18 protein-coding genes and 1 pseudogene are annotated in these 22,651 nt (G+C 46.3%); 3 read left to right on the top strand and 16 right to left on the bottom strand.

What is annotated here, in order from left to right; genetic code table 11:
* Positions 1–15: 15 nt before the first annotated feature.
* The 11 genes and pseudogenes from H0266_RS10655 to H0266_RS10605 all read right to left on the bottom strand — a co-directional run bounded on the left by H0266_RS10655 (position 16) and on the right by H0266_RS10605 (position 10,420).
* Positions 16–621 carry a sugar transferase gene (locus H0266_RS10655; protein WP_181472840.1) on the bottom strand — a complete coding sequence of 202 codons (606 nt, stop codon included), beginning with the start codon at positions 619–621 and terminating at the stop codon, positions 16–18.
* Entirely contained in the window at positions 621–1,748 is a 1,128-nt protein-coding gene (locus tag H0266_RS10650) for a DegT/DnrJ/EryC1/StrS family aminotransferase (RefSeq protein WP_181472373.1), read from the bottom strand. The genes H0266_RS10655 and H0266_RS10650 overlap by 1 nt, the downstream gene beginning before the upstream one ends.
* 424 nt (positions 1,749–2,172) lie before the next feature.
* Positions 2,173–2,307: a type II secretion system protein gene (locus H0266_RS10645; protein WP_181472372.1), complete on the bottom strand. Its 135-nt coding sequence runs from the start codon at positions 2,305–2,307 to the stop codon at positions 2,173–2,175.
* Between the two features lie 386 nt (positions 2,308–2,693).
* A pseudogene (gene galU, locus H0266_RS10640) lies at positions 2,694–3,573 on the bottom strand (UTP--glucose-1-phosphate uridylyltransferase GalU).
* Between the two features lie 261 nt (positions 3,574–3,834).
* Positions 3,835–5,688, bottom strand: coding sequence for a polysaccharide biosynthesis protein (locus H0266_RS10635; protein WP_181472371.1), 1,854 nt, complete (start codon positions 5,686–5,688; stop codon positions 3,835–3,837).
* On the bottom strand, positions 5,672–5,827 hold the full coding sequence (locus H0266_RS10630) for a hypothetical protein (RefSeq protein WP_181472370.1): 156 nt from the start codon (positions 5,825–5,827) through the stop codon (positions 5,672–5,674). Before H0266_RS10630 ends, H0266_RS10635 begins: the two co-directional genes overlap by 17 nt.
* Before the next feature lies 1 nt (position 5,828).
* The gene (locus H0266_RS10625; RefSeq protein WP_181472369.1) at positions 5,829–6,593 is read right to left on the bottom strand and encodes a tyrosine-protein phosphatase; all 765 of its coding nucleotides are present in this window, start codon (positions 6,591–6,593) and stop codon (positions 5,829–5,831) included.
* A gap of 640 nt (positions 6,594–7,233) precedes the next feature.
* The gene (locus tag H0266_RS10620; RefSeq protein ID WP_181472368.1) at positions 7,234–7,935 is read right to left on the bottom strand and encodes a CpsD/CapB family tyrosine-protein kinase; all 702 of its coding nucleotides are present in this window, start codon (positions 7,933–7,935) and stop codon (positions 7,234–7,236) included.
* Positions 7,925–8,683 carry a YveK family protein gene (locus H0266_RS10615; protein WP_181472367.1) on the bottom strand — a complete coding sequence of 253 codons (759 nt, stop codon included), beginning with the start codon at positions 8,681–8,683 and terminating at the stop codon, positions 7,925–7,927. The genes H0266_RS10620 and H0266_RS10615 overlap by 11 nt, the downstream gene beginning before the upstream one ends.
* 135 nt (positions 8,684–8,818) lie before the next feature.
* The gene (locus tag H0266_RS10610; RefSeq protein WP_181472366.1) at positions 8,819–9,802 is read right to left on the bottom strand and encodes a winged helix-turn-helix domain-containing protein; all 984 of its coding nucleotides are present in this window, start codon (positions 9,800–9,802) and stop codon (positions 8,819–8,821) included.
* A 243-nt stretch (positions 9,803–10,045) separates the two neighbouring features.
* Positions 10,046–10,420: a hypothetical protein gene (locus H0266_RS10605; RefSeq protein WP_220127220.1), complete on the bottom strand. Its 375-nt coding sequence runs from the start codon at positions 10,418–10,420 to the stop codon at positions 10,046–10,048.
* A gap of 189 nt (positions 10,421–10,609) precedes the next feature.
* On the opposite strand from H0266_RS10605, the gene H0266_RS10600 reads away from it, so the two are divergent.
* A complete protein-coding gene (locus H0266_RS10600; protein ID WP_181472365.1) occupies positions 10,610–10,867 on the top strand; it encodes a hypothetical protein in 258 nt (85 codons plus the stop codon).
* 471 nt (positions 10,868–11,338) lie between these two features.
* Here the strand turns inward: H0266_RS10600 and H0266_RS10595 are convergent, their stop codons facing one another.
* On the bottom strand, positions 11,339–12,067 hold the full coding sequence (locus H0266_RS10595; RefSeq protein WP_181472364.1) for a phosphatase PAP2 family protein: 729 nt from the start codon (positions 12,065–12,067) through the stop codon (positions 11,339–11,341).
* A 231-nt stretch (positions 12,068–12,298) separates the two neighbouring features.
* Between H0266_RS10595 and H0266_RS10590 the strand changes: the two genes are divergently transcribed.
* Positions 12,299–12,865, top strand: a complete 567-nt coding sequence (locus tag H0266_RS10590; RefSeq protein ID WP_181472363.1) for a hypothetical protein — start codon at positions 12,299–12,301, stop codon at positions 12,863–12,865.
* Positions 12,866–13,357: 492 nt separating this feature from the next.
* Here H0266_RS10590 and H0266_RS10585 read toward each other — a convergent pair whose 3' ends face one another.
* From H0266_RS10585 to zwf, 4 genes are all read right to left on the bottom strand, one after another.
* A complete protein-coding gene (locus H0266_RS10585; RefSeq protein WP_181472362.1) occupies positions 13,358–14,860 on the bottom strand; it encodes an Ig-like domain-containing domain in 1,503 nt (500 codons plus the stop codon).
* A gap of 388 nt (positions 14,861–15,248) precedes the next feature.
* Positions 15,249–18,197, bottom strand: a complete 2,949-nt coding sequence (locus tag H0266_RS10580) for an immunoglobulin-like domain-containing protein (RefSeq protein WP_181472361.1) — start codon at positions 18,195–18,197, stop codon at positions 15,249–15,251.
* Positions 18,198–18,794: 597 nt separating this feature from the next.
* Entirely contained in the window at positions 18,795–20,204 is a 1,410-nt protein-coding gene (gene gndA, locus H0266_RS10575; RefSeq protein ID WP_181472360.1) for an NADP-dependent phosphogluconate dehydrogenase, read from the bottom strand.
* Positions 20,205–20,235: 31 nt separating this feature from the next.
* Complete coding sequence (gene zwf / locus H0266_RS10570; RefSeq protein ID WP_181472838.1) at positions 20,236–21,669, bottom strand: glucose-6-phosphate dehydrogenase; 1,434 nt, start codon at positions 21,667–21,669, stop codon at positions 20,236–20,238.
* Between the two features lie 203 nt (positions 21,670–21,872).
* Here zwf and H0266_RS10565 point away from each other — a divergent pair, with 203 nt between their 5' ends.
* Positions 21,873–22,550 carry a bacteriorhodopsin gene (locus H0266_RS10565; RefSeq protein ID WP_181472359.1) on the top strand — a complete coding sequence of 226 codons (678 nt, stop codon included), beginning with the start codon at positions 21,873–21,875 and terminating at the stop codon, positions 22,548–22,550.
* Positions 22,551–22,651 lie beyond the last annotated feature (101 nt).

Here is a 22,651-nt window from a genome sequence, read left to right as displayed (position 1 = left end):
GATGCTATGTCATTTTTAGATGCCATGTTTCTCTTTTTTAAATTTTCTCTCACCCAATAATACAATCGCAACAGTTTTAATAAGGATTTTGCAATCTAATAAGATTGAAAAGTTTCTAATATATTCGACATCGTATTCTATTCTTTGTTTCCAAGGTAATGTGATGTTTCCATTCACTTGTGCAAGACCTGTCATTCCCGGCCTCATATTAAGTCTTTGAGTCTGAAATTCAGTGTAATTATCTACTTGAATCCCCACTGTTGGTCTTGGACCTACTAAACTCATGTCACCTGAAAATACGTTTAAAAGTTGTGGGAGTTCATCTACCTTTGTTCTCCTTAAGACTCTCCCTGAAGTTGTTAAGCGATTTTTATCTTTAGAAAAATCCAAGTTTTTTTCAGCCTCTGTATCTACTTTCATAGTTCTGAATTTTAGTATTTGAAATGCCTTTTTATCCTTACCCACCCGATCCTGCTTAAAAAATATAGGGCCTGGCATTGTAACCTTAATAAGTATGATCACAATGATAAATAATGGTAATATGATTAATAATCCCAATCCACTACCTAATATGTCTATTATTCTTTTAATAAAAAGGCTTAACTTCCTATTACTTTGCATTAAACCCACAACCCTTTAATAATTTCTACAATTTTCGCCAACTGTACAACTGTTATCTTCGTATCAGAAGGCAAACACAAACCATTCTCAAATAACTCCTCTGAAACATCGGTTCCAACAAAATCATATTTCTCAAAGAATGGCTGCATATGCATCGGTTTCCAAACCGGCCTTGACTCAATATTTTCTTTTTCAAGAGCTTCCATAACGTCAATTGGTCTAACTTGTCCACTTAATATCATTGAACTTAACCAATAATTCGGTTCATCCCAATCATTACTAGGCATGAATTCAACACCATCAAGCCCTCCAAGCTCTCTCTTATAGAACTCAAAGATGTAATTCTTCTTAGCAACTCTCTGGTCTAACACCTTAAGCTGCCCTCTACCAATCCCAGCAACAACATTACTCATCCTATAATTAAACCCTAATTCACTATGTTGATAATGCCTTGATTGATCTCGGGATTGAGTGGCCCAAAATCTTGCCTTCGCAATTCTCTCTTCATTATTAGAAACAAGCATCCCCCCACCAGAGGTAGTGATAATCTTGTTTCCATTAAAAGAGAAAATACCATAGTCACCAAAAGTCCCTGTATGCTTACCTTTATAGTAAGAACCCAACGACTCCGCTGCATCTTCTATAACCGCTACGTTGTGTTTCTTACAGATTTCCATAATTTTGTCCATATCTGCTGATAAACCATATAAATGAACGACCAGTACTGCCTTCACTTCTGGATACTTTTCAAACGCTTCTTCCAATGCTTTCGGACTCATATTCCACGTTTCATAATCACTATCTATAAAAACAGGAATGGCATTTTGATAAATGATTGGATTTGCAGTAGCGGAGAATGTAAGTGTTGAACAGAATACAATATCCCCTTCTCCAACTCCTGCCGCTTTAAGGGCTAAATGAATAGCAGCTGTTCCAGAAGAAAGTGCTGCTGCGGATTTAGAACCAACCTTCTCAGCTAATTCCCTTTCAAACCCATTTACATTTTCACCAAGGGGAGCAATCCAGTTTGTATCAAAAGCTTCCTTAACATATTGCATTTCATAACCTTCATCACTCAAATGTGGTGAAGAGAGGAATATTCTTTCTTTTACTTTTGTCGATTCCATTTTCTAGACTTCCTTCCCTAATTAAATTTATATTTTAGTAGATTAGGACTTAATTAGAATCTGTTATTCTTGCAACTAACTACTAAACCACTAAAATTGTTACCTATACCCGATAGCCACCTCTTTACCTATATGCAGCACAATACCATTCAATCAAGCTATAAATTTCACTGAAAGTGCTCAAACCCCCTATCGCGCGAGGTTTTTAGCGGTCTTTCTAAGCACGATAGTCAATTCCGTTTGACCATCCAATGTGTAAAAAAAGAGCCCCTTTAGGCCCTTATAAAAATGGTACATCACTATCCTCTTCATCCCCATCAGAAGAACCCTCACTATGCACACTAAGCATAGCATCCGAATGACCCAATCCCTCCAAGGATAACTCTCACTCATAATCTTTCTCGGTAATAAGCCTACTATCCTCTCAAGGACCTTCCCTTGCAATCTCAATTACTCCAGAAACCACAGGAACAGCAATAGAGTAAATGATTGCAACAATTACCAAAACAGACAATACTTCTAACAAAGTAAAGCCCTTTTCATTAGTAGATTTAATCATATTCGTCACATTCTTTTATATTATATAGAACCTTGAAAGGATAGAACTTATAAATAATATGTAATAAAGGGCATTTAACCCCACCTCACACCACACTAATGACAACAAAACGCATCTAAGGTGATCTTCCAACCCACAGCACAGTCGAGTGCCTCCATTGATATCGGTAAAGGAGACAATACCGTTGCATGTATACTGCTATATTCTAGATGATAGGGTTTCTTTTACTACCGCTTAAACTCTGAAAAGAGTTTGTCCAACGTCGTTAGTATTTAGAAATATCTCGCAAGAGCTAGAACCAACTACACCCGATTAAAGTTTCATATCGTAAAGTCTCAAATATTAGTTCCTTTTCACACACAAAAGGCTGCTTCTAAAAGCAACCTTTAACTTTTCACCACTTGCTCACTGACCACACCCTGCAAATACTCCAACACTTCACTGCTCAACTCATCACGCTCAAGCGCGAGTTCGAGCGTCGTCTTCACAAACCTGAGCTTCTACCCAACATCAAAGCGTCTTCCTTAAAAATCATAAGCAAACACACGCTGGATCTGGTTCAAGTTCTCAATCGCATCCGTCAACTGCACCTCGCCACCAACAACTTTTCCTGATTATCAAGGAACATGAAGATTTCAGGAGTCAAAATATAACGTCCCATAATCGCAAGGTTAGAAGGAGCCGTTCCTTGTGCTGGCTTCTCTACAAACGTATTAACCTGATAACGACGTCCATCTTGTAGCTGAGAATCGGTGATGCCATAACGATGGGTTTCTTCATTATTAACGGTCTGCACACCAATCACTGAAGATAGTGTCTCTTCGTACTGATCCATCATCTGACGAAGGCAAGGTCTCTCTGCTTGTACAATGTCATCACCGAGAAGCACGGCAAACGGCTCATCGTTAATAAACTTACGCGCACACCAAACCGCATGACCAAGCCCTTTGGTTCTTTCTGACGAATGAAGTGAATCTCTACATTAGAAGTGGCATTCACTTTATCTAAAAGGTCATACTTCTCTTTCTGTAATCGGTTATCCTCAAGCTCAAAGTTCTTATCAAAATGATCCTCAATCGCACGCTTTCCTTTACCGGTTACAATTATGATATCTTCAATGCCTGATTCAATTGCTTCTTCTAATATGTATTGAATCGTTGGCTTATCAACAATAGGCAGCATTTCCTTAGGCATCGCCTTCGTTGCAGGAAGAAACCGTGTCCCTAAACCTGCCGCAGGAATAATCGCCTTCTTCACTTTCTTAATATATACTCACCTCACTAGATATAAAAATTACGATAAAACACTACATTATGTAACCACTGAGCACAGAGTGGCTCAAGCACTTAATTACAGAACACTACCTCAAGCACTGTTCCACACAGGGTGCCTGCCCCTGGCCCACTTACTTAGAGCGACAGATTCATTTAGGTTATGGTGACTACAGGACGTACAACACAGGGAAGTGGGTCAGACTCGCGTAAAAAGAGAGCCATTCAGTTACCTTTTAATGAGTTGGTTTTTACACTACCCACTCACAACCAAATCCTGCTCCCCCGCATTCGCCAACCCAATCACATACTCCCTAAGCTCATCCTCACTCAACTCATCATGATACTCAACAGCCCGCATCACATGCGCACCATCAAACTCAACTGTCTTCCCAATTAGTATCTTAGGAAACACCGGTTCGCTGTGAACTTCATCATCACCAAGAAGTTCCTCATACATCTTCTCACCAGGACGAATACCCGCAAACTTAATCGGAATCTCATCTTCCGTAAACCCAGAAAGCTGAATCAAGTTACGTGCAAGATCGACAATCTTAACCGGCTCGCCCATATCGAGAACGAAGATTTCTCCGCCTCGTGCGAGTGTTCCTGCTTGAAGCACGAGTCTTGATGCTTCCGGAATTGTCATAAAGTAACGGGTCATGTCTTCGTGGGTGACGGTAACAGGGCCGCCGTCTTCAATCTGTTTCTTGAACAATGGTATGACGGAACCTCTGCTTCCGAGGACGTTTCCAAATCTGACGGCTACGTATTTCGTTTGGCTTTCTTTGTTTAACGTCTGAATCACCATTTCAGCCATCCGCTTCGTTGCGCCCATCACGTTTGGTGGGTTGACGGCTTTGTCGGTGGAGACGAGGACGAAGGTCTTCACCCCGGCGGCGTCGGCCGCTTCGGAGACGTTCTTCGTTCCGATGACGTTGTTCTTGAATGCTTCTTTCGGGTTCGCTTCCATCAACGGCACGTGCTTATGCGCAGCGGCGTGATAAACGTACGATGGTCCGTAGGTTTGGAGCACTTGGAAAATGCGTTCGCGATCCTGGACGTCTGCGATGACCGGAATGATGTCGGTATCGATATCGAGCTGGGATAATTCTCTATGAATGTGATAAATGCTGTTTTCTCCGTGTCCGAGTAACACAAGACGCTTCGGTGCAAACTTGACAAGCTGGCGACAGATTTCGGAACCGATTGATCCGCCAGCACCTGTAACAAGAACGGTGCGTCCTTTGATTTCGGACTCGATCGATTCGATGTCGAGTTCAACGGGTTCGCGCCCGAGTAGGTCTTCGATCTGTACGTCGCGGATTTGGCTGACCGATACATTCCCGAGCGCGATGTCTTCAAGCATCGGCAGGGTCTGGATGTTTTGCACGACTGTTTTCGTCTGCTTGATGATGTTCTTGATGCGCTCACGGCTGACGCTCGGCATCGCAATCACGACGTGGTTGACGTTGTATTCTCTTACTATGTATTCGATTTTGGTCGTTCCACCTAAAACGGGGAATCCGCTGATGGTCAGGTGATGGGTGTTGCGATTATCGTCAACGAATCCGACGATGTGGGTGTTGATATCTCCTGAATCCTTCAACTGTCTTGCAAGCATCCGGCCAGCCGCTCCAGCCCCGATGATCAAGGTCGTCTGGCTGTTCGGATTGTTCTTAACAAGCTTTGCTTTTTTCGCTTTCGGTAATAGCTGCAAGCCGTACGTGTTGTAGTAACGCCAAGCGAAGCGAACACCACCGATGAAGATGATATGGAGTAACCATGTAATCGTAAGAGAGCGCTCGTAAATGCTGGCGAATGTGACGGCTTGGACGATGGCGGCGGTTGCGATTGATAAACTGACCACAACAATGATGCCGAACAGTTCTTCCATGCTGGCATAGCGCCATTTCTTCTTGTACATTCCAAGGAAAGCAGAGAAAAGGTGGTGACCTACGAGTAGGGCGACGGCGCTGACGGCGACAGTCGTATCGAAGCTGGCGAAATAAGGATTCAAGAAAAAGTGCGACATGAAGATGGAAAAGGATACGATGATCGAATCGATGACTACGAGTATCGCGAGGCGTGTCTTATAAGCGGCGGTCATGTACTTCCCTCTCCTTTCCTAGTCTGCGACGTCTGATCGCTTGGTTGATTTCTTTCTCTAGTTGAATGAGTTTGTCTTCGGGTGCCTGGTACTTGATGTAACGAATCGTCTTCGTAACTGATTTCGGTAGTTCGTTCACATTAAAACAACCCGAGGAATTTTTTCTTCTTTACGTGCTGCGGCGGCTCTGCTGCTAGCACTTCGTCACGAATGAGGTACTCCGCGTTCTCTTGGAAGAAGTAGACCGAAGACAAGCCGTACTTTTTCTCCACTGCCTGATAGGCGTCCCTCAAATGGAATCCACGGCTTGACGTATTGTGGGCATCCGATGAAATGAGATGCGCCAGATTCGCTTCGATCAACTGATGTGCCAGTTTCTGACTACTTTTGCCGAAGTGTCCTGTTACACTTGCGGCTGTCAGCTGCGTGAAACTCCCTTTTTTTACAAAAGAATAGAGGATATCGGGATCCTCTTGTATCCGCTTATTGCGCTCCGGGTGCACGATGATCGGTCGGTAGCCGGTCACCTGCATGTCGAACAGCAGTTGACTCGTGTAACGCGGAACCGTGTCAAAGGGAAACTCCACAAAGACGTAGCTTGTGTTGTTCAGAGGGAGGACGTCGCCCACTTCGATCCCTTCAAGCATGTCGCCGTTGATGCGTGTTTCTTGGCCTGGCAGTACGGTAAGTTCGATGCCTTCTCTTTCTAGTCTATGATTCAACTCTTCGACTCTCGGAAGAATGTCGTGCTTCGCGTTTATGTATGCGCCGTTCATATGGTGCGGGGTTGCCAAGATGGTGTGGATGCCTTCCTCCACAGCCGCTCGTGCCATGTCGATACTGTCGTCGATCGTCTGTGCTCCGTCATCGACGCCTGGTAGTATGTGACTGTGAATATCTATCAAAAGACCCACTCCTCTCTATCTATAAATATGGTAAGTAAGATTAAATATTTAAATATTTTCCTTATTGGGTAATTGCTGTTTCTTAGTATATCAGCAACGGAAAATAATTGAAACGTCTAATTTTGTCTTTATATGACACTTATATAAGAATTAGAGGTTAGTTGATAGATTTTTGATGAATATTCGGTTGGTTTTTGTTGAGTTTATATATGAAGTTTTGATTCTATGAATCGTTGATATAATAGGGTTTGTTGGGTGTTGGTTTCCATACTTGGGAAAGTTGAGGTCGAAATATGGGTCTTAGTGGGAGTTTCGGGAGTCATGTTTCCTAAAGATTACTTTAAGTGGGTTTATAATACGTTTGGACTACTTATTATAGATTCAAATGGGAAGGATCCGATCGGTTCATCTATGGTATGTGTAGAGGTGGTGGAGAAACGACTCCCTTTCCGCAGGAGGCGGTGAGCTTCCTCGGTCGCTTCACAACCTGCGGGATCTCACCCAGCCCTCAGATCCTGCAGGAGTGTCGCCGTTTCTCCACCACCTCAATTTTGTTATACGAAACCTCTAGAGAGTTCTAATTAAACTTGGATCTACAAACAACAAAACCACCAGTCTGAGTGTAGACTGGTGGTTTTCTTCAGCTATTGCCGTAATAGTAATAATAATTATTCGCTTTCAGTTCCCGGTCGTTGAGCACGGCGCCAAGAATATTGGCTTTCGCCTGCGTCAACAATTCCTTCGCTTTCACAGCCGCATCATTCTCCGTCTGCTTACTGCGCACGACGAGCAATGTTCCGTCAACGGATGACGACAACACTTGCGAGTCGGTGACCGCGAGTACGGGCGGGGAGTCGAAGATGACCATGTCGTAGTTCTGCTTGGCTTCGAGGATGAACTTGCTCATCCCTTTCGATCCGAGCAGTTCGGATGGGTTCGGTGGAATCGGTCCGCTGCTGACAAGGTCTAAGTTTTCAATCGGACTCGGTTGAGCGATGGTTGCGAGTCTTTGGCTGGTTGATAAGTATGTACTGAGTCCGAGCGTGTTGTCTAATCGGAACGTGTAATGGATCGTCGGTTTACGCAGGTCCGCGTCGACAAGCAAGACTTTCTTGCCTTGCTGGGCGAAGACGACGGCAAGGTTCGCTGTCGTGATCGACTTACCCTCGGCCGGTCCGGCTGATGTGACCATCATCGAGGTCAACGTCTCATCGACCGAGGCGAATTCCAAATTGGTCCGGATTGTACGGTATTGCTCTGAGATCGGTGATTTCGGGTTGTCATTCGCAATCAGCGTTCTTGCTTGTGATTGGATGCCCGTTTTCTTTCTTCTAAGAACCAATCGACTCCCTCCTTACTTCAACGGGTCTAGGCTTTTTTGCATTCATCAGCGCTTTGTCGACTTCTTCCTGGCTGATCGTGGATACGACACCCATGACGGGCATGCCAAGAACTTGTTCGATATCTTGCTCGGACTTGATCGAGTTGTCTAAGTACTCAAGCAAGAACGCTAGTCCGACTCCGGCCATCAATCCGACGACGATCGCGATGGCGATGTTCAGCATCGGTTTCGGGCTGACGGGTGATGGATCTGCTGTCGCTACGGCTGGTGATAAAATGTTGACGTTATCCACGTTCATCAAGGTCGGAATCTCTTCTTGGAACGTTTCGACCGTTGTATTGGCAATTTCGACCGCAAGCGCTGGATCTGGGTCGGTCACCGTGACATCGACGACTTGCGACTGATTGGCGTTGGATACCTGAATTTGGCTCGCCAAGCTTCCCGCTGATTTTTCAAGGGAAAGTTCTTCGGTCACTCGGTCTAGAATGGCTGGACTTTTGATAATGACGTTATATGTATTGATCAGTTCCACATTCGTTCTTATGTCATTAATGTCATAGGCCGCTGTCTGTTGTTGTTCGGGAGACTGATTGACTATGAATTGGGTGGAAGATTGATAGGTTGGTGTGAGCACGAAGAACGTGATCAAGCCACTGATGATGGCAGCACCGACGGCAATCCCGAGAATCATAAGGATTCGCTTCTTCAGGACCTCAAAGATCTCTTTCAGCGAAATTGTTTCTTCCATAAATGGTAAAACCTCTCTTTCCTGTCGAAATTTAAAAAAGATAGTCACATTATAGCACAGAGATTCAAGTTGTATAGAAAATATACCGATTTTCTTAGAAAGGATTAACAATTTTGTATACCAATCGTATGAAAGTTAAACAGGTGGTTGGAACTTATATCCTTCTCCTCGGACCGTTTGGATGATCTTCGGCTTTGAAGAATTCACTTCGATTTTTTTGCGAAGGTTGCTCAAGTGGACCATGACCGTACGCGTGTCGCCGATGCTATCGGATCCCCAAATCGTTTCATACAGTTTCTGCACACTTACCGCTTTACCTGGGGTGCGAACGAGCTTGAGTAAAATGAGAAACTCTTTGGACGATAACGGGATTTGTTGACCGGACCTATAGACACACTGGTGCTCGACGTCGACTTGCAGATCGCCGAAGTAGAGGTCATTTTCGGTCGCATTCTCATGGATCGGTTTCATATACACTTGCGTACAAGCCTTTCCTTGGAAAAACACCGGGGTCGGCGCAACGAACAGTTTGATCGTTTCGTCCCCTAAGTCAGCGAACATCGTGGCCGGATCCAGTCCTCCTTGATGGCTGCTTACGGAAGCCCGTTCCTCGAGATGCGTGCGGCTGTCTTCGTGAATGAAGTCGAAGATATTTTGGCCGCTTATCTCAATTCTGTCGACATTCAGCATTTTACCGCACGCCACGTTCGCAAACAGAACGGTACCCTTATGGTGGATGATGACGGGATCCGGTGCTTCGTCCAACGCTTTTTTTATCAACGATTCATTCTCTTGTTCTACGTGTAGCATCCAAACGGTTCGGTCGTCGAATTGAAGGGGTTCGGAAGTGATGATCGCTTTTGCTTCTTGTCCACTCTTTGTCACATATCTTATTTCTTTTTTCGACTTTTCTTGATGATTATGAAGTAAATATTGGAAATCTTCATCAAAGATTGAAAACGGGTCGAGGGTTTTGATGTCGTCGTTCTGGTAACCGAGGGTCTCTTCGAAAGCCCTGTTGACCTCAATGATGGTGTGATCTGCTTCCACAATCATGATGGGATCTTCGCATCGTTCCCATAATTGCTGGAAAAGTTGTTTGTATTCTACCGGTCTCATAGCGCCCGCCTCCATCTAATCCATTGGTTACTCGTATACTACCTTACTTTTATGTTCATTTGGTATAAATGCTATGATTTTTATCGAAATGAGTAAAAAACGGTTGTTATTTGTCATGATAGCATATATTTCATATATAATAGTGTAAAAGTTTTATAGTATATACACTTGAATATGGATAGAGTAACCTTTTAATATAACAAAAGCGACTGGTCCTGAGACCGTTCGCTTTTGTTTGCGATGCTATTTTTCAATAACGCCCATACCGGCAAGCAGGGCTTTGGAATCGGCGTGCAAATAGGAGAGCGCTTCTTTCTTGAGGAAGAGGGCTCTCTTGTTTTTCACCATCATCTTCAAGCCACGAACGTCAAAGCGCTTCGCATAGACGTTGACGGCGTTGAGATCGCTCATTTCTTGTCTTGTCAGAGGTACTTCGCCTTTTTTCCTTTTTTCGTTGAAATAGTTCACCAGTTCGCGGGCATTGGACTTCAATAGATGTTTGTTATCGGTCAGCAAGTCTAAATTCTCTTCGATATAGGTTCTTGCCGTGACGAGGTCCATCTCATCTACGGTTTGGTTGACCTTCTTCACTAGTTCACTCAGTTGCACGGTACTCATCCTCTATGCTCGTATTTCTATTTATATCGGTATAATTTCTCAGGTATACAATAGAAATCATTGTTAAATCGGGCGGACAGACTTTTTTTCTTTTTTTTAATGTAAAAATGAGTGCGTACCTATTGTAATTAGTCAGAATATTTCATAAAATCATTCGTAATACAAAAATTTTCAAGGGAGAGAATTGACATGAATAAAACGAGTACGCTATATAATGTCTGTCCCGTCTGCCATGGTTCTGGAAAATATGAGGAATATGATGATAGTAAAGCGAATATGATTGTCGATCATTATGAGCGTCTGAATTATGCTGAGGGTAAGGCGGCGTGGGAGATGGCTTATGAGGAGACGAAGTTTGAGAAGGAATGTGGTTCTTGTTCGGGGAATGGTAGTGTGTTGAATGAGGAAGGTCAGAGGATGTATCAGGAGTTGAAGAAGTTTGCATAACAGGAGCTGCCTCGGAATGGGAGGCGGCTTTTTTTATTTGCTGTAATAGGTTCCTTTGCGTTGATTGGGTACGGCAGAGGTTCGGGGAACGAGTCGCTTTCCGCAGGGTACCGTGAGCCTCCTCAGGCTTCGCCTTCCGGGGTCTCACGATGCACCTTCATCCTGCAGGAGTCTCCCCGTTCCCCGAACCTCTTCTATCTGATGATGGAGAAAGGAACCCGGCAGAATAGGACCGATAGCACACTACTATTCAAGTCCTGGGGTTATCGTCGGTCCGTTTCTCCTCTACATCGAAGGTGAGGGAAGGGAAAATAGGTAGCTCCTGCGGGAAAATGGAACAGGCTGAGACCCCACAGAGCTTTAGCTCGAGGAGGCTCAGCGTTCCCCGCGGAAAGCGGACTGTTTTCCCTTCCCTCGCCACCACTCCACTTGTCGAACGGACTATTCATACTAAGAAAAAAGGATCAGCGCTTATTGGTGCGCTGATCCTTTTTGGGTTGTGTGTTGTTTTTTCTCTTGGCGTCTGCGTTGGCGCCAGAGGGTGAGTTCTAGGGCGGTGATGCAGATCACCAGCCAGGCGAGGCCGAAGAAGAATCCGGCTGCGACGTCTGTGAAAAAGTGGACGCCCATATATACCCGGGTGACTCCTATAATCAAAGTGAGCAGACCCAAACCTATGCCGATCAGCCATTTTGTCTTTTTTTCCAAAGGACTGATGGCGATGAGATAAATGATGAAGCCGTAGAAGACGAGCGCTCCGGAGGCGTGGCCGCTTGGGAAACTTGATGTTTCGCCGTGGTATTCGCCCATGAACTCGGGGCGGTCACGGTCGAATTGGGATTTTGTAAGTTTCGTGAGCGAGCTGATGCCGCCCATCGCAACGATGAAATAGACGCCGACCCAGCGGCTCATGTTCGAGAAGAATAAGAGATACACGACGAGCGCGAGCGAACCGGCGGTGATCAAGATGACGGACCCGGCCTGGGTCACGACTTTCAAGATGGGGTCGAGTGCGGCGAAGGATGTCGCCCTCACGGCGTCGAAGGCCGCTTGGTCGATCGCGAATTTTTGTTTTTCTAAGACGCTTGATGATAAGTCCGCGAATACGTAAATGCTGACTCCGATCGATAGAAACACGATGACGATCAAAAGAATCGACGTTTTGGATAAATCGGATAATTTTGTTCCTGAAAATAACATATGTACACCTCTGCCTGTTTTTATATACCATACCCCTACTGGCTTGAGTGTGAAACTCTATTTGAATCGTTCTTTAAAAAGAACGTAATGCGTTGTAAACGGACGAATGGAGAAGCAAACGGTTCATGTGTTTCGAAATAAGCGGAATACGGGCGTTTCTTATCTGTCGATTCGCATTGTATAATATTCTTAATAAAGAACAAAACCTGCTTTTTAGAGAGGAGTTCGGTTATGAGGAATAAAATGGTCTTTACGCGCGATGCGACGCAAATGAATATTCATCTTAAAGAACGGCCGACATCTGCTCAATCGCCTTATACGATGTGCGACTTGAGCGCGCTCATCCAACAATTTTCCCAGTTACGGCTGAGGAATGGCTGGAGAATCATCAGTGAAGACGGGGAAATTTATGCGGAGTCGGCTGCTGGGACGCAGCTCGTCAACTTCATGGATGTCGTCTCGGGGGACGAGTCGGCTTTTTCCTATTTGCAAGCCGCTTCGATGTATCACGTCATTCGGTCTTTTGGCCCCGAGGAATCTGTTCCGATTGAGAGTATTTTGGATGATGCGTGGGTGCGGCAGCTGGATTTGTTCGGGTACTGGCCGTTTGAACATGCGATGCGCAGCCTCAATCCGATTTTCTTCTATGATTCGCTCGATCACCCCGTCGTGATTTTTTTCACGCATCAAAAGGATGGCGCGGAGTGCATTGCGAAGCATATTCACCGGTTTGCGAAGGTGGGATACGGGATGAAGTATCATGCGCGGCCGTTTGCGACGTTGAAGGCGAGTTCGTAGGTGGGGCGCGGGGGGATTAAAACGATGTTGTGACAGGGTGGCATGTGAAACTGCTGTAAGGGAGCACTTTATGACCTTTTTAAGGCGGCGTTTCTTCTGAAAAGGTTGTAAGGAGGTCACTTAAGACAGTTTTATGAGATCAGGTGAAGCGAAAGTGCGTTTAATCGCCTGTGCCCACTCCCTGCTCTGCATTGATGGGAACTATGCGCATGTTTGGTTTGGCAAACGTGAGGATCCGGCTGGGCAGTATGAGATTCATTAAAGCACTTTTGGCTTGTATCGATCTTGGAAACCGTCATAATCGGGGCTATTAACGCGGTTTTGAAATGATGACATTCAGAAAACCGCTTTGATTGAGTAACTAAAGACACTTTCAGCTTGCCACCACTCTGAAAACGGTCTTGATAGGAGCTCTCACCGCAGTTTCCGAGCTCATGGAGGCTAGAAAACGAACAGAGGGACAGTAGCTCAAACGGCTACTGTCCCCTCTTTTTATTCTACATTATGAATGGCACCGGTCGAAGCATCGACTTCTACTATGTGTCCATTGTTTGAATCTTTGAATCGATGGAACGTCGTCGTGTAAGACTGATCATAGTAATCTTTCACTTCTTCGTTATAAGATGTGACGTGTCTGTAATTGTCCGAAACAGCGAAGTCACTGCTAAGAAGAACTTGTCGGGCCAAGTCGACGGATAGTTCTAGGTGGATATCTTTTTGGAAGTGTGCATAGAAGATTTCATCCAGCTTCCAGTGATCGCCCTCTTTTTTCAGTACGATCCAGTCAATCGATCCGTACGTTTCAGGCGTATCCAGCGCAGTCGTTTCGATAATCACTCGGTCTTTGTAATCTTCCATCACGAAAGAATGAATGTCCCAGCGCCAATCATTGTTAAACTGCATCACTTGATTGCAATCGACACAAGCTTCTTCGTAAACGACTTTTACCGCTTCACCGAATTCATTGGTTACGTATTCGTCGATTTTTGTTTCGACTCTTTCATATGAACGATTGTCTTCTCCGTTCGCCTTCAAATCTCCGTATATGATGTTGCGTACTTTATCCTGCAAGTAGTCCGATTTTTGTTCCATTTGTGCCTGTGTCAAGTACGTTTGCTCTACCAGCTTCATAGACTCATGATTGAAAACAAAGGCCGCTTTCAGCTGATCGTCCGCAAAAGAACTATAATAGTTTCGCACGAACGTGTTGCCGCTCTCATGTTTGAGATTACTCTGATCGTTATACACCTTGTCCTCGGTGCCATTATAGACAGAATCCAGCTGAATACGCTCTATGTTGCCATTTTTGACACCATAATAATAATCGAACGTGTAACGGTCGTCTTCCATCTGCGTCACAACAAAGATGCGATCCTCAATCTTTCTGAACTGCCAGTCTACATCTACTACAGCATTCTGATAGAAAGCCGCCTTCGCTTTGTCCGTTACCAGTACATCGCTGACCTTCTTCTCTCCGTTGGTTTCAATACCGAATTTAAAATCAGCGTCTACTTTATTGGCCGACCAACTTGTGGACTGGGATTCTTGTGGCAAGACTTGATTTGCAAGCAGATGAATCGTCGCTGTCTGTCCGTTCGTATCCTGGATGTCCAGAGCTTTGACAGACGTCCACTCGCCCCAATCGTTTGCAGCGACCGTGAAGGTTTTGGTCGCTTCCGTCTCCGCCTGCACGCCGGCGACACTCTTCACCTGTTTGCTGACGGTAAGCGTGTACGTGCCTGATGGGTATTCCGCTCCACCCGATGGTTTTACTTTAATGTGTTTCTTCTGACTATCTTGATGCCAGACATCGACGTCGATTTCGTCTCCGCTTTCGTTTGTGACCGTGATCGCCTCGTCAGCGGATTGGAGATCGATCGCCGTGTTGAACGTGATTGTCCACGTTTTATCCGGACCAACCGTTGTCTCGGCTTGGACCGGTGAAGCAACCCAAAACAGGGCTGCGAAAAGGAATGCTAGAATGACTCTCTTCAATTGTTTCTCCCCCTATGTAGATTCTTGATGTGTGTGAGTACCCTCTATAAAATGGAGGACACCGATGACTAGTTTATCATAGATTTATAGGACTTAAGGGGGTATTTCGGCTGCCAATTTCTTCTCTTGTAATGGAGGGGCTCTCGGCACTTTTAGGAGATTACGGCGTTCAAAAGTGCTGAGATAAGGCTGGTCACCACAGTTTCTAGGCGTGACAGGTGACAAATGCGACGTGATAGCCTTCCTCTCAACACTTTTATAACTATGAAACTTACAAAACCGCTCAGATCGGACTCCTCTCCGCACTTTTTAGAGTCATCGTCTCCCAAAAGTGTGGAGACAACAAAAAGAATGACCCTCCTATGAGAGTCATCCTCCTCTACTAGATTTATTTCACAACATCCGCTTCCATACGAGGTGCCAGTTTATAAGCACCGTAGCTGTAATGGACAACGCCTGTCACAGAAGCATACGATTCATCGATTGTAACGGCGTTTTGAATCAGCTCGTTGTCGATGATGAACGATTGCTGCTGGCTGTCTTCGGCGTTGTACTCACCGTAGCCGGCATCCCCTGTCACAGAGACATCTTCGATGGTGACGAGCATGCCTTCATGCGCTTCATTCAACTCGTCTGCCGTGATCACTTTTGGCGTTGGCTGTTCGCCTTCGTCGGTCACGCTGATGTTCGCTGCGGCCTCGACTTCGACTTGTTCCATGCCGTTGTAGTCGGTTTTCGTTCCTTCTACTTTAATTGTGTCGCCGACTTCACCTGCGAATTCGCCGGACCAATCGCGCACGATGATGCCTGCTGTACCGTCTTGGATGTAGAAGTTTTTGCCGTCGATTGCCGTGATCGTTCCGCTGATGATTACGCTAGAATCATTTGAAAGTGTGCGTGCTTCTTCGATCGACACTTGTCCGAGTTCTTTTACTACGGTCACGTCGAACGTTTTGGTAGCTCTTTCGCCTTTTTTCTTGATGGTTGCGGTCAACGTCACCGTTTGGTCTTCTGCCTCAGCCGCTGGACGCGTGACGTTTCCTTCGTCCGTTACATAAGAATCATCACTCGACTCCCACGAAATCTTCACGCCATCGGTTCCGCTCGTTGGAAGTTTGAGATCTTGGGTTACGCTTGTCGCTTCGTCTCCACCAGAGAATCCGATTGAGAGAGACTCTTTGTTTACAACGACTGCTTCTTTAGCTGTCAGCGGATCGAAGCCGAAGTCGATTTTCGCAAGCAATGGATCGTGGTCACTCGCTTGTCCTTCAACCTCGGAAAATTCAGCGTTGATATGCACGATGTCGATCTCGGTGTCATCGGCCAGAGCGTTGTTCACGAGAATGTGATCGAGCACTTGGGAGTTACCTTGGAACACGTACGTGTACTGCTCGTCTTCAGGCAGACTGTCGACTTTGTTCGTCAGCACGTCACCTTTCAAAATATCGAGCGTTTCAGAGAACTGGAAGTCGTTCATATCGCCAGTTACGACGACGTTGGCATCTGGATCTTCTTCCATAATGTCATCGACGAAGTTGTTCACGACTTGTGCGATTTTATGACGTTGGACTTCAGATCCCTGCTGGGCTGGTTGACGGAGGCCGTAAAGCGCATCATCTCCGCCCTTGGAATTGAAGTGGTTGGCTAGGACGATGACGTCTTCGCCTTGGAATGTGAATTCAGCGGCTAGTGGAATACGAGAATCCTCGAACGCTTCATTCGTCGGATCGATACGTCCTGGGTTCAGTGTCAGGTCATCATTTTCATAACCGACCGCTTCTAGTGAACCGCCTTCGGGAGCGCCATCTTTCAAGCTGACACGGTCAGGATTGTATAAGAACCCGACGCGGATATTCCCACCTGGCTGCCCGCCTTCTTCATTGTTCACAGGCTCGACTTCGACGTATTCATACGTTGGGCCGCCCGCTTGCTCAATCGCATCGATCAACACTTGCGCGCTCTCCTCCGCAGAGGTGACCCCGCTATCCTCTGACCCGTCGTTGTCCTGTACTTCGACCAGGCTCAGGATATCTGGATTTTTCATATTATCCGTAATGGTTTCGGCGATGCGGTTCGCTTTGTCCCCGGCATCATCCGTCGAGAAGTTTTCTACATTATAGGTCGCGACACGGAGCTTGTTCGATTCGCTCGTGATGGTCGTCGTTTCAGGTTCGTAATTCGACTGTTTGAGCTCCGGAAGTTCCTCCGTCGCGATCAGCTGGAAATTGCTGTAGTCGTAATCCATGATGCCGGTGATGTTGCCTTTGAACTGGTCACCGACGGTCGCAGGGTAGGTCGCCGTGCTCGCGTAATCTTCGACGTCGACGATCAAGCGCTCAGGATTCGGGTCATCCGGTGTCAGCAAAAGCCCGCCTGACTGGCTGCGATCCTCTTTCACTTTACCAGCCGTCACCGTGATTTCATCGTATTTGATCGGAGACAAAACGGTCGGTTTCGGCACTTCTACACGCATACCTTCTAAACTTTCGTAAAAGTCGATGGCATCTTCTTCAGAATCAAATGACTCCAAACCGTCGTCATCGATGACGTCTGTAGGTTGGATGCGGTCTTTTCCGAGGAGAACCGTGTCCGGAAGTTCATCTGCAACGCCGGTCACATTCACTTCTGACGCCGCGATTTGAGTCGTCGTCAATTCGAATTCCGTACTCATATAGGATGGCAACGATGGCTTCCGCTCCTCGACCATACCGGTGACCTGGACGATACTTCCGACTTCCGGTGTCTCATCCGTTTTAACGAAAACACCCTCGGATGTCGCGACATCGCCGTCTTCGTTCGTCGAATAGATATAGAAACCTTTCGGAAAGTACTGCTTGTCCAAGACGTGCGTCACGATGCCTTCGACAGGTCCGACACTCTCACCTTCAAAAGGAGAGAAATGAGCGGCGCCCTGGATGTCGTGGGGTTGAAGAAGATCTTCACCAAGTGGCGGTAATTCGCCGATCCCGTCCAACTCCTCATCCGTAAACAAGAAATCATCTTGATCAGACATATCTTCGAGCACTTCAAACACATCAAAGCCAGGGCTCGATAACACTTCGTCGACAAAGTCATCGTAATACACGACGCTGTCGCTATTTAGTGCGATACCGTATAACTCATTCTCAGCTATGTATGTCAGTAACTGATTGCCTTCACCTGATAACATCGCATCGGAAAAATCTTCAAGGGACACGCGTACCAAACCTGTATCCGTTTTCAAGACAACCGATTCAATCGAAACTTCCTCTGCCTGAACGGCGTCTGCTGCGACTGGGATGGCAATCGTCGATAATAGAGTTGCTGAAGCAATCACTTTCATAGGGGTTTTCCTCATCACTAATTTCTCTCCTTTTGAAATGAAAGATTAGTCGAAATATTCACGACCATCTACAATTATATCAAATATTGGAAAGATTAGGTCTAGTCCTTTGTTCGCGTTATGTAAAAGAAAGTAAAGGTAGAATCATCAATTCGATTCATTTATGTTCGAATGATCGGGGAGGTCTCTCGTCGGTTTTGATTCGGATTGTCCTTCAAAAGTGTAGTGATCGAGGATATCTCAACGGTTTTAAATCTCAGGGGTTAACGAAACTGCTGTGATATAACTCCTCTCCACACTTTTTTGCATAGACGTCTTTCAAAACCGTTTTAATCATCCTCCTCTCCACAGTTTTCCACGCTCGTCTGCATGAAAAAAGGTTGAGAAAGACTGTGCTATCGGCTCACACGAGAAATTAAACAAACGTTTGATCAATAACGTCATATTCCTTTTGTTGCCTAAGTCCAGCACCCACTCTCTCATCACCAAAAAAGGGATGACTCCCTAAAAGAGTCACCCCTAATATCCTATTTAGTTGAACCAAACACCAGAACCGTCCCCATGCAAAGAACGCTACGCACGAGAACGCCCCACGCTAAGAAAAAGCCAAACTTATTTCGTCCACTCCGTGTGGAACGTGCCTTCTTTGTCGATGCGCTGATACGTGTGCGCGCCGAAGTAGTCACGCTGTGCTTGCAGCAAGTTTGCTGGCAATTTCGCTGTGCGGTAGCTATCGTAGTACGCGATTGCGCTAGATAGAGCCGGCACTGGAATACCGTTTTGAATTGCTAGGTGCAATGTGTTACGCAAGTCTTGCTGGTAGCTGTGGACGATGTTCTTGAAGTAGTCGTCCAGTAGCAAGTTGTCGATCTCTGGGTTGCGGTCATAGGCCGCTTTGATGTCGTTCAAGAACTGAGCGCGGATGATGCAGCCGCCGCGGAAGATGGAGGCGATGTTGCCGTATGCCAAGTTCCAGCCTTTTTCTTTCGATGCCGCTTGCATTTGCGCGAATCCTTGCGCGTACGAGCAGATTTTACTCATGTACAACGCTTTACGGATCGATTCGATCGCTTCATCTTTGTCGGCGTCGAACTTGATTTCAGGTCCTTGCAGCTGTTCGCTTGCTCTGACACGTTCTTCCTTCATAGCAGAGATGAAGCGCGCGAACACAGACTCTGTTATCAGTGGCAGGGGAGTTCCGAGTTCAAGCGCATTGATACTCGTCCACTTCCCTGTCCCTTTTTGACCCGCTGTATCGAGGATCACTTCGACAAGTGGCTTGCCCGTCTCCTCATCGATTTTTGTGAAAATATCAGCGGTGATTTCGATCAAGTAGCTGTTCAGCTCGCCTTCATTCCACTCTTTGAAGACGTTGTGAATTTCTTCAGCAGACAATTCAAGGACATTCTTAAGTAAAAAGTACGCTTCAGAGATCAGCTGCATGTCTCCGTATTCGATGCCGTTGTGCACCATTTTCACGTAGTGGCCGGCGCCGCCTGTACCGATGTGCGTGCTGCAAGGCTCGCCGTCGACTTTTGCAGAAATCGCGTCGAAAATCGGCTGCACTTCTTTGTACGCTTCAGCAGGACCGCCCGGCATGATGGAAGGACCCGTACGCGCGCCTTCTTCGCCGCCTGAGAATCCCGTTCCAATGAAGTGAACACCCGTATCTTTCAATTCTTCCGCACGACGCTCGGTATCCGGATAATACGTGTTTCCGCCATCGATCAGAATGTCGCCTTCATTCAAATGAGGGACAAGCGACTGGATGACTTTATCCGTCGTTTCACCGGCTTTCACCATCATCAAGATTTTTCTCGGAGATTCCAAGGACTCAATGAACTCCTCGATGCTGTACGCACCGTTGACGTTCTTGCCTTTGGCCTCTTTTTCAAGCATCTCATCGACACGTTCCGTCCAATAGTCATAAATCGAAACGGAATAGCCGCTCTCTTCCATATTCAGCGCAAGGTTGGCTCCCATGACACCCAAGCCAATGACGCCCATATTCTGTTTACTCATCACGATCGACCCTCTTTCTTATAAAAATTCATTAATTCCACTCAAACCCGTCTTTTTCCAGCAACTCGTGAGACGCGCTTGGTCCCTTGGATCCGGCTGGATAGAAGTGTAGCGGGACTTCATCTTGTTCGAAGGCATCCAAGATCGGCTGTACCCATTCCCATGATAATTCAACTTCGTGCCAGTGCGCAAAGTACGTCGAGTTTCCGACCATTCCATCATACAGCAAACGCTCGTACGCCTCTGGTTGTGTGGAAGAATTGTCAGAAAAACTGATGTACTGTGGCTCGAACTGATCGGTGGAATTATCCTTCATGTTGACGCGTAATGAGATGCTCTCGTCCGGGTTAACCTGGATCACCAATAGGTTGGAAACGATCCCAGCATCATCGGTGTCCTTCTTGAATTCAATCACGATGCGAGTCGACTTCTCGTTCATACGCTTCCCTGTGCGGATATAAAATGGAATGCCTCTCCAATATTCATTGTCGATGCACAATTTCGCTGCGAAGAAGGTATCATTGTTGGATCCTTCTGTCACGCCAGACTCGTCTCTGTAAGCTGGAACGGCCTCACCAGAAAGTTCTCCCTCTTCATACTGCCCGCGGATCACATGCGTAGATAAATTCTCAGGCTCAACAGGCTGCAGGGACTCCATGATTTCGCGTTTCTTTTCTTCCGTTTGTTTAGGAGACAACTTTTTCTCATGGTGTACAGCTGTCATCATCACCAATTGTAACAAGTGGTTCTGAACCATATCCTTGATGGCTCCCGCTTTATCGTAATACGATGCGCGTGATCCAACACCGACTGTTTCACTCGCCGTGATCTGAACGTTCGCGATCTGGTCATGATCCCACAACGCTTTCAGAATCGGGTTCGGGCGGATCAGTGACTCCAAGTTTTGTACCATCGGTTTGCCGAGGTAGTGGTCGATGCGGTAGATTTCTTCCTCATCGAATACTTGCTTCAAGCAGGCGTTCAATTCACGTGCAGACTCAAGATCCGAACCGAACGGCTTCTCGACGATCAAACGTCTCCAGCCATTTGTGCGGCTGACTCCGCTCTTATCGAGCTGCGTCGTGATCATTTCCACAAGACGCGGCGCAACCGATAGATAGAACAAACGGTTATCCGGAATGCCTAGCTCTGATTCCCGGTCTTCGATGTACTTCCGCAACCGGTCATACGACTCTTCTTTCATCGCATCGAAAATGAAGTAGCGGAACTTGCTCAAGAATTCTTGTATGTTTTCGGACTGAACATCTCGTCTTGAAAATTCGTTCAGCGCCTCTTCGACTTGGGCTTGCAGGTCTTCGTTCGTTAGTTCCGTACGACCCAATCCGATCACCGAAATCGATTCCGGCATTTTACCTTCTACGTATAGGTTATATAAAGCAGGGTAAATTTTGCGTTTTGCGAGATCCCCTGTCGCTCCGAAAAGCACAAACGTCATGTCTTCCATCACGTCGATCGCTTCTATATCATCGTGTTCTTCAGAAAATGGCTTCATTGCTTGTCTACCCCCTAGGTTGTCGAAATGTACTACATCCTTTCCTATTATAAACGATGCAGTCGAAACATGTAAGTAATCGATTTTAATCCCCTTTTATCCTTTCCCAAATGTGGACAAACTAGGTGTATAACCATTGAAAAGGTGATGATCGAATGGAAAACTTCGCAAGTCTGCATTATTTTTATGCGCTCGTCATGCTGACGGGTGCGCTCTATTTCTTCTATTTAAGTCGCCGGCCGAAAGACGTGCCCAACTACGAATATCTTGTTGCCATCTTGATTCCGCTATGGTCAGGCGCAGCGTATTTATCGATAGCGTTCGGCCAAGGCGTCCTCGAACAACCCGAGCGTACGATTTACTTCGCCCGCTACCTCGACTGGGTCGTGACGACGCCGCTTCTTCTTTTAGCTTTAGCATTTACGGCGATAATCTATACGGAGAAAAAGAGCAAGACCATCCTCTTCAGCTTGGTCGCAGCGGATGTCTTCATGATCCTGACCGGCTTGATCGCGGATCTATCGAGCGGTGTTGTGAAGTACGTCTGGTATGTGCTCGGCATCATCGCGCTTTTGTTGATTCTTTATATCATTTGGTATCCTTTGCGTCAGATCGCCGACCGTTCCGGACATAAACTTTCCATCCACTACCGTCGAACAGCTGCCTATTTGACGTGCTTCTGGATTTTGTATCCCACGGTGTGGGTGCTCGGTCCGTCTGGCGTCGGATTGACGCAGCAAACCGTGGATGTGCTCGCCTTCATCATTCTCCCGATTTTCTCGAAGGTGGGGTTCAGTGTGCTTGATTTGTATGGGCTGCGCCGGTTGCGGTGATGGTGTCTCGGACACCGTCTCGCGCGGCGGCGGGGGTGGGGTGGCCGGGATTCGGACATTTGAGAGGCTGATTCGGACAAAGGTTCACGGATTCCGGACAT

It is taken from the genome of Halobacillus locisalis (genome assembly GCF_013694105.1).
Classification (GTDB): Bacteria; Bacillota; Bacilli; order Bacillales; family Halobacillaceae; genus Halobacillus; species Halobacillus locisalis.
The sequence above is the reverse complement of the archived record's forward strand: the minus strand, read 5'-3'. Positions and strand labels throughout refer to the sequence as shown.

Bases quoted from the DNA above. Each gene is read 5' to 3' on its own strand.
- H0266_RS10655 (WP_181472840.1), bottom strand. From the start codon at position 621: ATGCAAAGTAATAGGAAGTTAAGCCTTTTTATTAAAAGAATAATAGAC.
- H0266_RS10635 (WP_181472371.1), bottom strand. From the start codon at position 5,688: ATGACCGCCGCTTATAAGACACGCCTCGCGATACTCGTAGTCATCGAT.
- H0266_RS10565 (WP_181472359.1), top strand. From the start codon at position 21,873: ATGGAAAACTTCGCAAGTCTGCATTATTTTTATGCGCTCGTCATGCTG.
- H0266_RS10600 (WP_181472365.1), top strand. From the start codon at position 10,610: ATGAATAAAACGAGTACGCTATATAATGTCTGTCCCGTCTGCCATGGT.
- H0266_RS10595 (WP_181472364.1), bottom strand. From the start codon at position 12,067: ATGTTATTTTCAGGAACAAAATTATCCGATTTATCCAAAACGTCGATT.
- H0266_RS10605 (WP_220127220.1), bottom strand. From the start codon at position 10,420: ATGAGTACCGTGCAACTGAGTGAACTAGTGAAGAAGGTCAACCAAACC.
- gndA (WP_181472360.1), bottom strand. From the start codon at position 20,204: ATGAGTAAACAGAATATGGGCGTCATTGGCTTGGGTGTCATGGGAGCC.
- H0266_RS10590 (WP_181472363.1), top strand. From the start codon at position 12,299: ATGAGGAATAAAATGGTCTTTACGCGCGATGCGACGCAAATGAATATT.
- H0266_RS10615 (WP_181472367.1), bottom strand. From the start codon at position 8,683: ATGGAAGAAACAATTTCGCTGAAAGAGATCTTTGAGGTCCTGAAGAAG.
- H0266_RS10650 (WP_181472373.1), bottom strand. From the start codon at position 1,748: ATGGAATCGACAAAAGTAAAAGAAAGAATATTCCTCTCTTCACCACAT.
- H0266_RS10580 (WP_181472361.1), bottom strand. From the start codon at position 18,197: ATGAGGAAAACCCCTATGAAAGTGATTGCTTCAGCAACTCTATTATCG.
- H0266_RS10610 (WP_181472366.1), bottom strand. From the start codon at position 9,802: ATGAGACCGGTAGAATACAAACAACTTTTCCAGCAATTATGGGAACGA.
- zwf (WP_181472838.1), bottom strand. From the start codon at position 21,669: ATGGAAGACATGACGTTTGTGCTTTTCGGAGCGACAGGGGATCTCGCA.
- H0266_RS10645 (WP_181472372.1), bottom strand. From the start codon at position 2,307: ATGATTAAATCTACTAATGAAAAGGGCTTTACTTTGTTAGAAGTATTG.